The organism is Corallococcus sp. AB049A, assembly GCF_003668885.1.
In the GTDB taxonomy this organism is placed as follows: Bacteria; Myxococcota; Myxococcia; order Myxococcales; family Myxococcaceae; genus Corallococcus; species Corallococcus interemptor.
This window is the reverse complement of record NZ_RAWL01000056.1, coordinates 15,649-29,660: the sequence shown is the minus strand read 5'-3', so window position 1 is coordinate 29,660 and position 14,012 is coordinate 15,649. Positions and strand designations below refer to the sequence as shown.

Annotated in this window: 16 protein-coding genes; 8 read left to right on the top strand and 8 right to left on the bottom strand. The window is 68.4% G+C overall.

What is annotated here, in order from left to right:
* Positions 1-304: sporulation protein (locus D7X55_RS08880; protein ID WP_158626344.1), on the bottom strand; the 304-nt coding region annotated here is incomplete at its 3' end.
* Positions 305-445: 141 nt separating this feature from the next.
* On the opposite strand from D7X55_RS08880, the gene D7X55_RS08875 reads away from it, so the two are divergent.
* The 3 genes from D7X55_RS08875 (at position 446) to D7X55_RS08865 (ending at position 3,415) form a co-directional block, all read left to right on the top strand.
* On the top strand, positions 446-1,561 hold the full coding sequence (locus D7X55_RS08875; RefSeq protein WP_121722809.1) for a Gfo/Idh/MocA family protein: 1,116 nt from the start codon (positions 446-448) through the stop codon (positions 1,559-1,561).
* Positions 1,562-1,717: 156 nt separating this feature from the next.
* Positions 1,718-2,995, top strand: coding sequence for a hypothetical protein (locus D7X55_RS08870; protein ID WP_158626343.1), 1,278 nt, complete (start codon positions 1,718-1,720; stop codon positions 2,993-2,995).
* 9 nt (positions 2,996-3,004) lie between these two features.
* Positions 3,005-3,415, top strand: coding sequence for a PaaI family thioesterase (locus tag D7X55_RS08865; protein WP_121722807.1), 411 nt, complete (start codon positions 3,005-3,007; stop codon positions 3,413-3,415).
* A gap of 7 nt (positions 3,416-3,422) precedes the next feature.
* Here the strand turns inward: D7X55_RS08865 and D7X55_RS08860 are convergent, their stop codons facing one another.
* The gene (locus D7X55_RS08860) at positions 3,423-3,932 is read right to left on the bottom strand and encodes a DUF2267 domain-containing protein (RefSeq protein WP_121722806.1); all 510 of its coding nucleotides are present in this window, start codon (positions 3,930-3,932) and stop codon (positions 3,423-3,425) included.
* 191 nt (positions 3,933-4,123) lie between these two features.
* On the opposite strand from D7X55_RS08860, the gene D7X55_RS08855 reads away from it, so the two are divergent.
* Genes D7X55_RS08855 through D7X55_RS08840 form a run of 4 tightly spaced genes read left to right on the top strand, consistent with a single transcriptional unit; the run spans position 4,124 to position 6,540 of the window.
* Positions 4,124-4,324: a hypothetical protein gene (locus D7X55_RS08855; RefSeq protein ID WP_121722805.1), complete on the top strand. Its 201-nt coding sequence runs from the start codon at positions 4,124-4,126 to the stop codon at positions 4,322-4,324.
* Positions 4,325-4,359: 35 nt separating this feature from the next.
* Entirely contained in the window at positions 4,360-4,869 is a 510-nt protein-coding gene (locus D7X55_RS08850; RefSeq protein ID WP_121722804.1) for a hypothetical protein, read from the top strand.
* A gap of 4 nt (positions 4,870-4,873) precedes the next feature.
* The gene (locus D7X55_RS08845; RefSeq protein WP_306437716.1) at positions 4,874-6,193 is read left to right on the top strand and encodes a hypothetical protein; all 1,320 of its coding nucleotides are present in this window, start codon (positions 4,874-4,876) and stop codon (positions 6,191-6,193) included.
* A 2-nt stretch (positions 6,194-6,195) separates the two neighbouring features.
* Complete coding sequence (locus D7X55_RS08840; protein WP_121722803.1) at positions 6,196-6,540, top strand: DUF2019 domain-containing protein; 345 nt, start codon at positions 6,196-6,198, stop codon at positions 6,538-6,540.
* Positions 6,541-6,547: 7 nt separating this feature from the next.
* On the opposite strand, the gene D7X55_RS08835 is transcribed toward D7X55_RS08840, so the two are convergent.
* Genes D7X55_RS08835 through D7X55_RS08810 form a run of 6 tightly spaced genes read right to left on the bottom strand, consistent with a single transcriptional unit; the run spans position 6,548 to position 12,417 of the window.
* Positions 6,548-7,558 (bottom strand): MlaD family protein, encoded by a 1,011-nt coding sequence (locus D7X55_RS08835; protein ID WP_121722802.1) that lies wholly within the window; start codon positions 7,556-7,558, stop codon positions 6,548-6,550.
* Positions 7,551-8,294 carry an ATP-binding cassette domain-containing protein gene (locus D7X55_RS08830; protein WP_121722801.1) on the bottom strand — a complete coding sequence of 248 codons (744 nt, stop codon included), beginning with the start codon at positions 8,292-8,294 and terminating at the stop codon, positions 7,551-7,553. The genes D7X55_RS08835 and D7X55_RS08830 overlap by 8 nt, the downstream gene beginning before the upstream one ends.
* Entirely contained in the window at positions 8,291-9,037 is a 747-nt protein-coding gene (locus tag D7X55_RS08825) for an ABC transporter permease (protein WP_121722800.1), read from the bottom strand. The genes D7X55_RS08830 and D7X55_RS08825 overlap by 4 nt, the downstream gene beginning before the upstream one ends.
* Complete coding sequence (locus tag D7X55_RS08820) at positions 9,034-9,813, bottom strand: ABC transporter permease (protein ID WP_233609718.1); 780 nt, start codon at positions 9,811-9,813, stop codon at positions 9,034-9,036. The genes D7X55_RS08825 and D7X55_RS08820 overlap by 4 nt, the downstream gene beginning before the upstream one ends.
* Positions 9,814-9,832: 19 nt before the next feature.
* Positions 9,833-10,531 (bottom strand): ABC transporter ATP-binding protein, encoded by a 699-nt coding sequence (locus D7X55_RS08815; RefSeq protein ID WP_120547671.1) that lies wholly within the window; start codon positions 10,529-10,531, stop codon positions 9,833-9,835.
* 2 nt (positions 10,532-10,533) lie between these two features.
* Positions 10,534-12,417 carry a putative metal-binding motif-containing protein gene (locus tag D7X55_RS08810; protein WP_158626342.1) on the bottom strand — a complete coding sequence of 628 codons (1,884 nt, stop codon included), beginning with the start codon at positions 12,415-12,417 and terminating at the stop codon, positions 10,534-10,536.
* Between the two features lie 212 nt (positions 12,418-12,629).
* Between D7X55_RS08810 and D7X55_RS08805 the strand changes: the two genes are divergently transcribed.
* Complete coding sequence (locus D7X55_RS08805; protein ID WP_121722798.1) at positions 12,630-14,009, top strand: TolC family protein; 1,380 nt, start codon at positions 12,630-12,632, stop codon at positions 14,007-14,009.
* Positions 14,010-14,012 lie beyond the last annotated feature (3 nt).

Here is a 14,012-nt window from a genome sequence, read left to right as displayed (position 1 = left end):
TGTGGGTGGGGATGCGCAGCGAGAAGGGGAGCTCGCGCTCCTCGCGGGGCTGGAGGGTGAAGGGGGTGGAGACGCGGAAGGTGCGCACGACGGCGTTGAGCGCGCTGCGGCGGTCGTTGTCGCGCTGGAGGTACTGCGCCATCAGGTGCAGGTCGATGCGGTCGATGCGCTGGGGCGTGTGGCCGCCCTGGACGTGGACGAGCCCGCGCAGGTCGCCACCCGCGCGAACGGTGTCGTGCTCCAGCCGGGTGTCCACGCGCGCGCTGCCAATCCCAAGGCGGGCGAGCATCTTCTTGAAGGGCATGGGGCAGGGCATAGGCCGGAACGGGGCCCCGCGAAAGCCTGGGTGCCCGGCTGGCTGCCCCTGCACCGGAGGGCCGGGCGCGGCTTGCGGGCTGGCCTGGCGCGTCACCAGCGTAAGGCCTCATCACGGGAGAGGTGCACGATGGCGCAGGGGACATCCAGGCGGGTGCGGTACGCGGTGGTGGGGGCGGGCAACCTCACGCAGGTGGCCATCCTCCCGGCGTTCCAGCACGCGGAGGAGAACTCCGAGCTGGTGGCCATCGTCTCCTCGGACCAGGAGAAGCGGACCGCGCTCCAGGAGAAGTACGGCGTGGAGCACGTGGGGGGCTACGAGGACTTCGAGCAGCTGCTGCGCGACTCGAAGGCGGACGCGGCCTACATCGTGTTGCCCAACACGATGCACCGGTCCTTCACGGAGCGCGCGGCGCGTGTGGGCGTGCACGTCCTCTGCGAGAAGCCGATGGCGACGTCGGTGGAGGACTGCGAGGCGATGATCCGCGCCACGAACGAGAACGACGTGAAGCTGATGGTCGCGTACCGGCTCCACTTCGAAGAGGCGAACCTCCGCGCCATCGAGCTGGTGCGCTCCGGGCGGCTGGGAGACCCGCTGGTGTTCACGGGCACGCTGACGCAGCAGACGCGCCAGGGGGACATCCGCACGCGCGTGGACGTGGGCGGAGGAGCGCTGCTGGACGAAGGGCCGTATCCCATCAACGCCGCGCGCTACCTGTTCCGCGACGAACCGCGCGAGGTGTTCGCGTTCACGGGAGGCGGCAGGGACGGGCGCTTCCACGGCGTGGACGCGTCCGCGTTCGCGCTGATGCGGTTTCCGAACGGGAGGGTGGCGCAGTTCGCCATCAGCCACGAAGCCGCCGCGGTGTCGGCCTACCGGCTGGTGGGCACGGAAGGGGATCTGCTGGTGAAGCACGGCTTCGGCTACGGCACGGACATCCAGCACGAGCTGACGGTGGGCGGTGAGACGGAGACGCGGACGTTCAAGAACAGCGACCAGTTCGCGCCGGAGCTCGTCTACTTCTCGCAGTGCATCCTGGAGGACCGGGATCCGGAGCCCAACGGAGTCGAAGGCCTGGCGGACGTGCGCGTCATCGTCGCGCTGCAGGAGTCCGCGCGCACGGGCAAGCCGGTGAAGCTGGCTCCATTCGAAAAGCCGAAGCGGCCCACGCTGGATCAGCTCATCACCCGGCCGCCCGTGGAGCCGCCCGAACCGGTGAACGCGCCGGCTCCGGCGGAGGGGTAGGGCCCGCGGCCCGTCAGGCAAACGACAATCATTGCCATGAAGTACTCCGCTCACTGGTTTTAGGTGAGCCCTGTTCCTACCTGCACTCTCAGTCAACCTGTTGAGGTTGAAGGGGTCGGTGCAATGGCGTGGAACACGAGGCGGTGGGTGGTCGGGGTGGGGCTTCTCCTCGGCGGGTTGGGCACGGGCTGCGGCACTTCGGACGCGCGGGGCGAGGGCGCGCCGGAGGTCGTCGCTCCGGAGCCGGCGGTGGACGAAGGGCCTGCCGGGGGAGGCGCGGTCACGGAGGAGCCGGCGGACCCGGTGATCCCGCCCGAGCAGCCCGTGGAGAACGAACCCCCGCCGCCGCCGCCCGACCCCGGGCCTTCGGCATGCGAGCGCCTCCCGCAGCCCTCTCCGGCGGTCCTCGCGACCTGGAGGTATTGGGAGAGGACGACTCCCACGGATGGCACGTGTCAGGGGGCGGCGGCGGATGGCCGGGGCGACATCATCATGCTCACCGACAACGCGATCTCCACACGGATGTACTTCGCCGTGCTGCCCTCCGTGACCACCTACGACTGGGAGGGTTCCATCGACGAGGCGTATCGCATGGATTTGAACGGCCAGCCCCAGGGCTTCCTGGGGCACGCCCGGGATGTTTGGGATTTCACCTGGGTGACGTTCCTCGACATCTCCCAGCGGCGAATCATCCAGCACCCACGTCCGCCGAGCGTCTCCCTGCACAGCGCGGTGAACCCGGCGGGGGGAATGCATGAGGTGCTCGCGGATGGAACGCTCCACGCGTACGGCGCGACGGGCGAGCTTCGCTGGAGCCTGTCGGTGGCGTCGCTGCTCAATGGCCCTGTCAGCGCGCTGGGCGTGAACACGGAGGGCCACGCCCTGCTCCTCTCCGCCGGGGCGCCGGCGGAGGGTGCGGTCTCGGTGGAGGGCGTCTGGGTGGACAGCTCTGGCCAGCCCGGCACCCCGTTCCTGGCGCTGACCCTGGAGCAGGCCCCGGACGTCGAGTCCCGCTACACGTTCGCGCCCTTGCTGCAAGGCGGCCTGGTGCTGGGGGTCGAGAACACGTTCGGCAAGAAGTGGGTGGCCGCTTTCGAGGGCCTGCAGGCCGCATCCAGCCCGCTGCCCTCATGGCTGGACGGCGGGGACGGCCGCCGGTTCGAGCTGCTTCCCGGTGGCAAGGGCTACCTCCGATGGAGCCAGGTGACCGCCGGGAATCAGGGCTGTCAGCATGAAGCGCGGCTCATCGCGGCCTCTGGCGAGTCCTGCGGCAAGGTGGTCCTGCCGGCAATGGATGCCCAGGAAGGCTGCGGCAAGATCAGCATGGGCGGTGACGGGACGGTGGTGAATGTGCTGAGCTCCCGGTGGATGGACGTGGAGAAGCCCTTCACCTACTGCCGCGTCCGGTGGTGGCCCGCCCTGTTCCGCGAATAGATTCCAGGGATGGACGATCCCCAGGAGTTCGCGCGTCAGGTGTTCGCGTCACAGCCCTTCAGCCAGTTCATTGGCGCGCAGCTCGCCAGCTCCGGGCCTGGGAGCGCGGAGCTGCGGCTGCCCATCGTGGACCATCTGAAGCAGCAGCACGGCTTCGTCCACGGGGGCGTGCTCAGCTACCTCGCGGACAACGCCATCACGTTCGCCGGGGGCCTGGCGCTGGGCGGCAACGCGCTGACCTCCGAGTACAAGATCAACTACCTGAAGCCCGCCGTGGGCTCGCTGCTCATCGCGCGGGCCCAGGCGAAGGCCGCCGGCAAGCGGCAGGCCGTGTGTCAGTGCGAAGTGTTCGCCGTGAAGGACGGCGTGGAGACGCTGTGCGCCCTGGCGCAGGGCACGGTGGTCTCCGCGACGTCTTGATCGTGCGTCAGGCGGGGCGTGCCCACAGGTCGCGGATGTCCGGCGGCAGCTCTCCGGCGATGTCGTCGCTCTCTCCGCTGGAGATCTGCGCCTGGATGGCGCTGAAGACGGCGCGGATGATGGGCTCGGTGTCGTCGGGCTCCATGTCCAGGTCCTCGGCCACCATGGCCAGCATTTCGGCGCGGCCGAACTTCTTGGGCGGCGGCCCGGCCTCGTGGCGGTCGCACCGGACCATGAGCTCGCGCAGCTTCATGGGCAGCTGGGCCTCCAGGTCGTTGTCCTCCTCGCCGACGAGGCGCTGCTCCAGCACGCACAGCACGGAGATGGCGGCGTTCTCCGCGGCCTGCTCGTTCGGGATCTTGCCTACGTCACACAGGTATTTGAGGAAGGCCTTGTAGGTCTGTGACGTGCGGGATTCGTGGCGCATGCGGCGGCGCTCGTCGAGCGGGACGGCCGTCGTGCGCTGCGTGGGGCTCTTTACCTGCTGTCCGGAGCCGGGAATGTCTTGCGCTGCCATGGCTGATGCCTCGTTCCTTGGAGTGGGGTCCGTCTCCAAAGCTGAAGTGCTCGCGAGGCAGGAGGAAGGAACGCGCCGCCCTGCGAGCCGCCCGCTTCCCGTGGGCGGAGGCTGACGGAGAGCGCCTGCTCCCTGCCGCCCTTGCTTCTGGGGGACTGCATCCGAACCGTGGAGGGAGGGAGGTTTGCGCCATGCGTGAAAGTCTTCGACCCAGGGGAGAGGCGCTGCGCAGCGCTGCGCGCAGGATCGCGGTGCGGAGGACCGAGGAGCCGCGGACTCCCCTGGTCGAAATCATCACCGAGGCCGCGCGCCACTTCGACCTGTCGCCGAGTGAAGAGCAGATGTTGCTTTCGGACCTGCTGTCCGGGGGCGAGGAAACGTCCGCGCCCTGAGGCCTGAGCGGGCAAGGCGTGTTAGATGGGCGCCCATGAACCTCATTCGACTGTCGTTGGTGGGCGTGGGAGTGGCGTTGCTGGTGTCTGGCTGCGGCGGGCGCCGGCGCAACTCCAAGGTGGACTTCTCCCAGATGGGGCCGTCCATCAACGCGAAGCGCTACGCGAACCTGGAGAAGATCGCCGCCAAGGATTTGAAGTGCGACGTGGAGCTGACGCCGCAGTATCTGGGTGAGAACCAGTACCAGATGATCGGCTGCAACACGGAGGGCGTCTACGAACTGCGCTGCGTGGTGGGCCAGTGCTCCTGGATTCCCGACGTGAGGGTCCACGCGGAGTTCGACCTGGGCTGTGCCAAGCAGGACCTCCAGGCGACGAAGCTGGACCGCGTCACCACGGGCGTCGTGGGCTGCGGCAAGCGCGCGACGTACCGGCTGCTCGGGGCTGGATATGGCTATTCCTGGGTCCTGAACTCGGTCGTGGCCCAGGATGAGACGCCGGCTCCGTCGCGCAAGGATGAAGTGCCGCAGCCGACGAGTCTCTGAGCAGATGTTCCATCTGCTCTACATGGCGAAGCGGCTGGTGGTATCGGTCGTTGTTCTGGCGCTTCTCAGCGCGTGCGCGAGCCGCCCTGGGATCCGCTTGGACACGGGGGAAGGTCGCTCCATTGAGTACGTGCCGCACGCCCCTGCCAGGCCGGTGGTGGTAGGGACCGGCGCATTCGAGGAAGCACTCTCCACCTGGGTCCTTGAGTTTCCGCTCGCACTTCGCTCAGAGCGGCAACCGTGGTTGGTACGTGCCGCCCATCCGGGCGGCACACCGGACGCGAGCTGGCGAAGCCTGATGCGCAAGGGCTTTGGAGGCATCTGCCGCACCACCCAAGAGCGCGACGATTGCCTCTCACTTCTCGCCGATGTTTCCACTCTGAGCGATGTGGACAAACTGGGTGTTGCCTTAGGCCTTTCACTAGGCCCCCTGAAGGCGAGCATCGCCCGGGCAGTGGAAGACACGTTGGCGCCACAGGTCTTCTACACCGTCATCGCGACGGGGCTCGTGACGTGGGCTGTACTTGCCGCCAATCCAGAGCCTGTCTTCACCAAGGCAGCCGCGACCATCTCCGCGCTCCTTCTGATCTACCTGGGGGTGGAATCATTCCTGGTCGTGGTCGAAGCAAGCCGGGAGCTGAAGCAGGCCACGGAGAAGGCGACCTCCGCAGCGGAGTTGGATCAGGCAGGACAGCGCTTCGCGAACCGTGTTGGGCCTGAGGTCGCGCGCATCTTCGTGCTCGCGGTTACAGCCGTGGTGAGTCAGGGGCTGACCGGAGGCGCGGCGTCGCTGGCATCGCAGCTATCGAGAATGCCCGGCTATCCAGAAGCCGCAGTGGCGGGCGCAACTCACGTAGGAATCACGCTGGCCAACGTAGGGCAGGTGAGCGCGGTGGCCATCGCAGGCGGCACGGTCGTCGTCTCGCTTCCCTCCACGGCGATTACGATGGTGGCTCGGAACGGAGCTGGGACGAGCAGCAATCCCGGGAGGCCTCGATCCTGGAGGTCATTCAGCGGCCTTAAACGAGCCCTTGGCTCGGCGGAAGACGGGATGCAGTGGCACCACATTGTCGAGCAGACGCCGGGCAACGTGGACAGGTTCGGACCCGAGGCCATCCACAACACCGAAAACGTCATTCAATTGGATCAGGCGCTGCATAAGCGGCTGAGCGGGTTCTATTCATCGGTTCAACAAGAAATCACCGGCTCGCGGAGTCTGACCGTCAGACAGTGGTTGAGCACGCAGTCCTTTGAGGCGCAACGCGACTTCGGTCTGCAGGCCATCGAGAAGATCCAGAAGCGAATCTGGGGAGTCTGGAAGTGAAGATGGAAAAGCTCGTGGAGGCGTTTGCCCTGCATGCCGCTGCGCAGAACGATGCGGTCCAGCAAGGGGATTCAAAGACGGGAAACAAGCACGCCAAAAAGGTGAACGAGACGTTCGACAAGTTGTGTGCGCATGGGGATGCAGGGCGGGATGCACTCGCAGCCCTCTTCGTTCATCCGCGCATGGACGTCCGGGTCAAAGCGGCAGCTTTTCTTCTCCGCCATCGAACGACCGAGGCCAAGGCGGTCCTGCAACAGGCAGCCCAAGGACAGGACCTCGTTTCATTCGCCGCCTCTGAGGCGTTGAAGCGCTGGGCGGAAGGAACCTGGGCATTGGATCCCGGGTAGGATCAGCTCAATCCTTCCAGAGGATCTTCCACGGATGCTTGCGCAGGTCCGTGACCAGGGTCTTCAGTTCGTCATAGAGGGCAGGGTCCTTGAGCAGCGCGCCGCCGGTTCCCTCACCGGAGTCGAGCTGTCCCAGGATCCGGTCCGCCTTGGTGGCGATCTGCTCCAACTGGCCCGCTGCCGCCGTGAAGCGCTGGAGAGCCAGCTTCATCTGCTGGCCGTCCTCGGGCGTCAGGGGGCCTGTCAGCGCCGCCAGGCCGTCCAGGGTCGTTCCGGCGGACTTCGTCAGGCCGGGGAGATCCTTTCGCATCAGGGCCGCCACGGCGGAGGCGTCGTCCAGGAGGCGGGCTCCCTTGCCTCCGGGCTGCATGGACTCCTTGGCCAGCTGGGCCAGCTGCCTCAGGTCCTTGGACGCCGCCGCCAGCTCCGTGGCCAGGACCTTCACGTCGCCTTGGTTCTCCGTCAGGACCTCGTCCAGCGTCCTTGCCAGTCGCGACACGTTGGCGGCCAGGCCCGTCACGGCTTCCGGATCCTTCTCCAACATGTCTGACAGCAGCGTCACGAACTTGGACAGCTGCTCCGACAGCAAATCCAGACGCGGCGCATCCACGCCTCGCAGTGCTTCAGCCTCCGGCAGCGGCGCGTCGGCGTTGCCTGGGTTCAACTCCAGATAGGGCTCACCCAAGAGGCCCACCGTGCCCACCGTCACCCTTGCGTCCTTGCGCAGGGCACCCCGGGCCGCGGGCTCCACGGACAGGTCCATGCGGACGGGGAGGGGGAGGCCCTTCGCATCCCTTCGGTCCGCCAGGAGATGGATGGTGTCCACCTTGCCCACCTGGACGCCTCCCAGCTTCACCGGGGCTCCCTGCACCACGTTGCCTGTGTGCGCGAAGTCCACTTCGAGCTTCGCGCCCCGGCCCAGCGTCAGCTCTCCCATCAACCAGAGCAACACCAGCACGCCCACCAGCGTCGCGAGCACCAGCGCTCCGACCTTCAACTCCAGCCGCTGCTCATCCATCCGTCGCGCCCTCCATGAACGGCGCCGTCAGCGTCCGCAACTCCGGGGCAGGGGACTCCAGGAAGCCCTCCGGGCTCCCCAGGTACGCGTTGCGTCCCTTCGCCACCACCAGCACCCGGTCCGCGATGCCTCTCAACTGCCGGTAGTCGTGTGACACCACCAGCGCCCCCAGGCCCTGCTCCTTCAACGACGCCAGCACCGCCTCCACCTGCATCGCCGCCCGGCGGTCCAACCCCGTCGTCGGCTCGTCCAGCAGCAGGTAACGCGGCTTGAGCACCAGCGCCCTCGCGATGGCCGCTCGCTTCTTTGCTCCGGGTCCCAGCTCCGGAGGCAGCCGGTCCGCCCATTCCTTCAGGCCCACTTTTTCCAGCGCCGTCTCCACCGCTTCCTCCGGGGCGCTCGGATCCGCGAGGCGTACGTTCTCCCGCAGTGTCCTCCAGTCCAGCAGCGCCGGGCCCTGCACCAGGTACGGCGCCCGTCGGCGGAGGGGCACCAGGGTTCGCTCTGGCTGCGTGTCCACGCGCTCTCCGAACAGCGTCACCTTGCCGGCTCCGGGCTTCAACAGGCCCACTGCCAGCCGGCACAGCACGCTCTTTCCGGAACCGCTCGCCCCCGCGATGAACGTCAGCTCCTTCGTGGAGACCTGCGCGCTCAGGCCGTCCAGCACGCGGCGGCCCTGCTCGAAGGCGATCGCCACGTCGTCGAAGACCAGCGTGTCCGGACCGGTGTCATTCACAGGCGCACGAACTGGAACGCAAGCGACACCGTCAGGTCAATCAACAGACATCCCAGGCTGGCCGCTACCACGCCTTCCGTCGTCGCTTCGCCCACCGCCTCCGCGCCGCCCCGGGCGTTCAAGCCCGCCACCGCTGCCGCGAGCGGGATGTAGAGCCCGCAGGCCACGACCTTCAGCCCTCCCACCAGCAGGTCCCATCCGTCCACGTACCTCGCGTCCATGAACGCCCGGCCGTCGATGTTCAACGCCACGCTCGCCACAGTTACCGCCGACGCCGTCGCCGCGAGCGTGCCCAGCACGCTCAAGAGCGGCACCCCTACTACGCCCGCGATCACCCGGGGCGCCACGAGGTCCGCGTACGGATCCCCCGCCGACATCTCCAGCGCCTCCACCTGCTCGTTCACGCTCATCGTGGCCAGCTCGGCGGAGTGACTGGCTCCGGCTCGGGACGCCGTCAGCAGCGCGGACACGGCGGGGCCCAGCTCGCGCACCAGCATCTCGAAGTAGGCCGGGCCCAGCACCGCCACGTTGCCGATCAGCTTCTTCGCCTGCGCGTTGGCGATCATCACCAGCACCGCGCCGAAGAACGCCATGCCCGACATCACCAGCCACACGCTGCGCCCACCCAACTCGTGCACCTGCGCCAGCGTTTCGCGCCAGGGGATTCCCTCCCGCGTGCCGGCTCGCACCGTGCGCGCCAGCATCACCCCCGGCGCCCCGAAGAAGGTCAGCACGCGCTTCATCCCAGCACCCTGGACAGCACCGTCGTGAGCAGGAAGTCCAAGAGGAAGATGGCCGCGCAGCCCAGCACCACCGCGCTCGCGGCGGCCTCTCCCACGGCTTTGGCGCCTCCCTTGGCTCGCAGGCCCACCGCAGTGGACACCAGTGAGATGGCCAGCCCGAACGCTCCTGTCTTCACCACGCCGCTCAGGATGTCGGACGGGCTCAGCATCTGCGCGAAGGTGCCGAAGAACACCCGCACCGGCAGGTCCAGCGTGAGCTTCGCTGCCACGGCTTCACAGAGGATGGACACCAGGAACGTGAACGTGCTCAGCGCGAGCATGCTCAGCTCCATGGCCACGACCCGGGGCGCCACCAGCAGCGCGAACGGATCCAGGCCAATGCCTCGCAGGCCTTCAACCTGTCCGCCGACCTTCAGCGTGGCCAGCTCGGCCGCGTTCCTCGCGCCGATTCGCGCGGACATGATCAGCCCGAGGAGCAGCGGACCGAACTCCCACAGCACGCCATAGCCCGCTGCCCAGCCCAGGAACGCGCGTGCTCCGAAGCGCTGGATGTAGAGCGCCGCTTGCACCACCACGATGACGCCGGCCAACGCCGCCGTGGCCAGTGCGAGCGGCAGGGAGCCAAAGCCGAACTGCACCAGGCCTCGTGCCAGCTCGCGCCGCTCCAGCCCGCGCAAGGCCCAGGCCGTGCGGCCCGCGACCAGGGCCAGCGCGCCCACGCCGCCCACCGCGCGCATCGCCGAGCGTCCCAGCCAGGACAGGGCGGTGGTGCTCACGGGTGCTGGGACCGCGGAATCATGCGAGGGCCTCGTCCGGCGCGCGCTCCAGTTCCGGCGCCGGGGCCCCATCGTGCACCAGTCTGCCGCCTCGCAGGTACAACCAGCGGGGCAGGGGGAGGTCCACCGGCGCTTCCGGGGCCGCCACCAGCAGCGTGCCCTGGCCGGCGACCTCCAGGAGGACTCGCGCCACCTGCCGCGCAGTGCCCGGATCCAGGCCCGCGAACGGATCATCCGCCAGCAGCACCGCCGGCCTCGCCGCGATGGCCCTCGCCAGGCCCGCGCGCTTCTTCATGCCGCCGGACAGCCGCTCCGGCAGCGTGTCCGCCGCGTCCGCCAGTCCTACCGAGCGCAGCACCGCGTCCGTGCGCTCGCGGGCTTCGTCTTCCGGCACCCTGCGGCGGAGCAGCGGCTGCATCACGTTCTGCCGCACCGTCAGCGAGTCGAAGAGGGCGTCCGTCTGGAACACGAAGCCGAATGACGCCTGCTGCACCCGCCGCTCCGGCGCGGACAGCCTGGCGACGTCCTGGCCGTTCCAGGTCACCCGGCCGGAGGAGGGGAGCAGCAGCCCCGCGAAGGACTTGAGCAGCGTCGTCTTGCCCGAGCCCGAACGTCCCAGCACCAGCGCCTGCGTGCCGGGTGGGACGTGGCAATCCGTGGGCTCCAGCACGGTGCGCGCGCCGTAGCGGAGACTCAGGGCTTCAGCGCGCAGGTCCATTCCTAGGGCTTGGGCCAGCGGAAGAACTGGTACACGCCCAGGTCGCCCGACGCTCCAATCCTTGTTGGTGATGGACCATCGAGGGAACGCAGCGCCTTCGAGTTCGAGTAGACGGATTTCCAGGCCGTTCCATCGAAGAACTGGACGGTGCCCGTCTGCGCGGTCGTCACGTAGATTCCCTTCTGGCCAAAGGCCACCACGTCGGTGAGGTCTACCGTTGAGGGCAGGGAAGGCAACAAACGCCACGTCCCGTGATTCCGCTCCAGGACGATCCCGTTGTTTCCCGCCGCGTAGGCATAGCTCTTGTTCACCACGTGCACGCCGTTCAGGACCGTGGACTGGAGGCCATCCGGGAGGGCCTCCTCTGGCCAAGGGGCATCGTCCGAGACGAAGCGCACTGCCCGAGCGAGCGGCTGGGGAATACCAAAGTCCTTCGCGCCGACCGCCAGCATTGTCTCAGGGCCACCGGCTGCGTGCACCGAGCGAAGGTTGATGCCTGTGGTTGCGACCTGCACCGGAGCGGAGCCGAACACCCACTTGAAAATGAAGCCGTTGCTCGCCACGGCGTAGAGCGTCGGCGGGCCACCGTCCGCTGAGTCGAATCCCACGATGCCGTTGAGCGGTGCATCACTGGCGGGCTTGGTCGTGGTCGTTGAGCAGGGAGCGTCATCAGGAGTCTTGCTGGCGAGAGCACCGTCCTCGCCGGCCAGGAACACCTGCCCGGTCTTGCTGACCCATGCCGCTAGATACTGCCCAGAGCAGTTGGATTGAGTCATGCCTCCATCGCTCTGGATCTTCAGCACGTTGCCTTTGAGGTCGCCTCCGCCGATGCCAGCGAGCCACGCCAGATCTTGTCCCACTGCGATGGCATTCCAGCGAGCTTGGAGCGCTCCGCCACTGCTCCCCTCCCAGTTCAGGTCCTTCTGGGCACAGGGGATGCCATTGTCCACACCGCCCTTGCAGTCGTTGTCCAGGCGGTCGCAGACCTCGTCCTGGTTGAACGATACGTACGCGGAGCTTTCGTCGCAGTCGGAGAACTCAGCGACTGTGTTCGGAGGCGGGGAACCGCAGGTCACGCCGCCATCCGCTCCCGCCTGTTTGTCCCCGTCCTCGTCGAAGTAGTAGGCCGTGGGCGTGAGGGTGCTGTTGCACGTGACGCCGCCATCCGCCGTCACGCAGGCCCTCGCTCCCGCGCATTGGAATTCGTTGAGGCAGTTCCCGCCCACGTCGAACGACTCATCCTTCGCGCCGTTGCAGTTGTCGTCCTCGCCGTCGCACCGGAACTCCTCCTGGCCAGGGTGCACGAGGATGTCGTTGTCCTTGCAGTCGCCCGCGGTACGAACGCTGTTGAACGAGGGCGACGTGCACTGAATCACTGGAGGCAGGAGGCTGCTGCCGAACTTGTCTCCGTCCGAGTCCGTGTACCAGGGGATGGGACCGCCCACGGTCTCATCCCCGTCGTTGCAGTCCGTGCCCTGGTCCTCCGTGCGCACGAACCCGTCCCCATCTCCGTCCACGGCGCTCAGCGACAGCTCCACCGCCGTGATGCCGTCCTTCGCGAGGCTCGCGGTGGTCTCCGCGGAGGCCACCTGGTTTCCTTCGCAGGAGCGCTCCTGTGCTCGGGCCTGGAGCTTCACGTCGTTGCTCCAGCCGGCCTGGCGGAACACCGCCACGGACAGTGTGCCCGGAGGCGGACCCGCGGACACGTTCACGTTCGTCGTGACCGTCCGGGACACCTCCGCCTGATCCGTGACCGTCAGCGTCACGCACCCCGGCCGAAATCCTTCGTAATGAACCTGGACCTTCAGAGCGGCGGACTTGAGGTCATCGCCCTTGGAGCACCCGGTGAGGACGCCCGTGAGCACGGCGAGCAGGAATAAACGCATGGGACACGCATTCTGGGGCGCGTCCCACACCCGGAGTGGGGCGGACGGCGCCACCGTCGGCAGTTCAACCCAAGAACCTTCTTCCCCGTCCCTTAGTCCGCCCCGCGAGGCATCGTCCAGACACGGGCCGCTCATCAACCCCGAGATGACGGCTTCCGTGTATAGGGGCCGCTGACCTTTCAACACTGGCCCCGCACCACCGCTCCACTTCTATGTCCACCGTCCGCCGTGCCCTCCTCGCCGCGCCCCTGGGTGCCTGCCTCTGCGCGCTGGCCCCGGACGCGCTCGCCCAGACGCCTCCGGCCGACTCGCCCGCCAGCGCCTTCCCCAAGCCACCCAAGCCGGACGCTGGCGCCGCTCCGCTGACGCTGGAACGCGCCGTGGAGCTGGCCTCGCAGAAGAACGAGGCCGTGCTCGCCGCGGGGCAGACGGCCGAGGCCGCCCAGGCCCGCGTCGCCCGCGCCCGCGCCTTCTTCCTGCCCACCCTCGCGGCCACCGGCACCTACACACGGCGCCTGCGTGAGTCCACGCGCGAGGTGGGCGGACAGACCGTCGTCCTCCAGAAGTACAACGCCCTGGGCGCTGTCTTCTCCGGACGCCTCACCCTCTTCGACGCGCGCGGCTTCCCGCTCTACAAGGCCGCGAAGCTGGAGAGCGAAGCGTCCAAGCTGGACGCCGTGGAGACGCGCCGCCAGGTGGCCTTCAGCGCCGCCAACGCCTTCCTCGTCACGCTGGCCAACCAGCAGGTGTACCAGGCCGCCGAGCAGCGCCTCGCCTTCGCGAAGCAGAGCCTGGCGGACGCGCAGGCGCGCGCCAACGCGGGGCTCGCCAGCACCAACGACGTCACCCGCGCGGAGCTGGAGCTGGCCACCGCCGAGTCCAACCTCGCCGCCGCGCTGGGCACCGCGGAGACGAGCCGCCTGGAGCTGGGCTACCTGCTGGTGGAGCCGGTGCAGGGAGAGCTCACTCCCCCGGAGCCGCTGCTCGCGGACGCCGTGCGGCCCGCGCCTGCCCTCGACATGCTGACCCAGGGGGCCACCGACCGGCGGCCGGATATCCTCTCCGCGCGCCTGCGCGTGCGCTCGCTGCGGGAGACCGCGAAGGAGCCCCTGGCGCGCCTGCTGCCGTCCCTGGGCGCGAGCGCCCAGTACCGCCTCACCAACGAAGCCGGCCTCAACGGCAACGTGGGCGACGGTTTCCTCGCCGTGGATCTCACCTGGACCCTCTTCGACGGCGGCGCCCGCTACGCGGACCGCGACGAGCGCGTGGCCCTCGCCAACGCGGCGGAGCTGAACACGCAGGCCGCGACCCGCCGCGTGCCGGTGGACATCGAGCAGGCGCGGGTGAACCTGGAGACGGCCCGGGCCGCGCTCGCGCAGAGCGAGCAGGCGGCGAAGGCTGCGCGGAAAAACGCGGCCGAGACGGGCATCCTCTACCGCCAGGGCCTGTCCACCGCGCTCACCCTGGCGGACGCGTCGCTCAGCCTCTTCGAGGCGGAGGTCGCGCTCGCGCAGAACCGCTATGGGCTGGGCGTGGCGCTGTTGGGCCTGCGGGCCGCTGTCGGACTGAATCCACTGGGGAAGGAACCGTGAAGG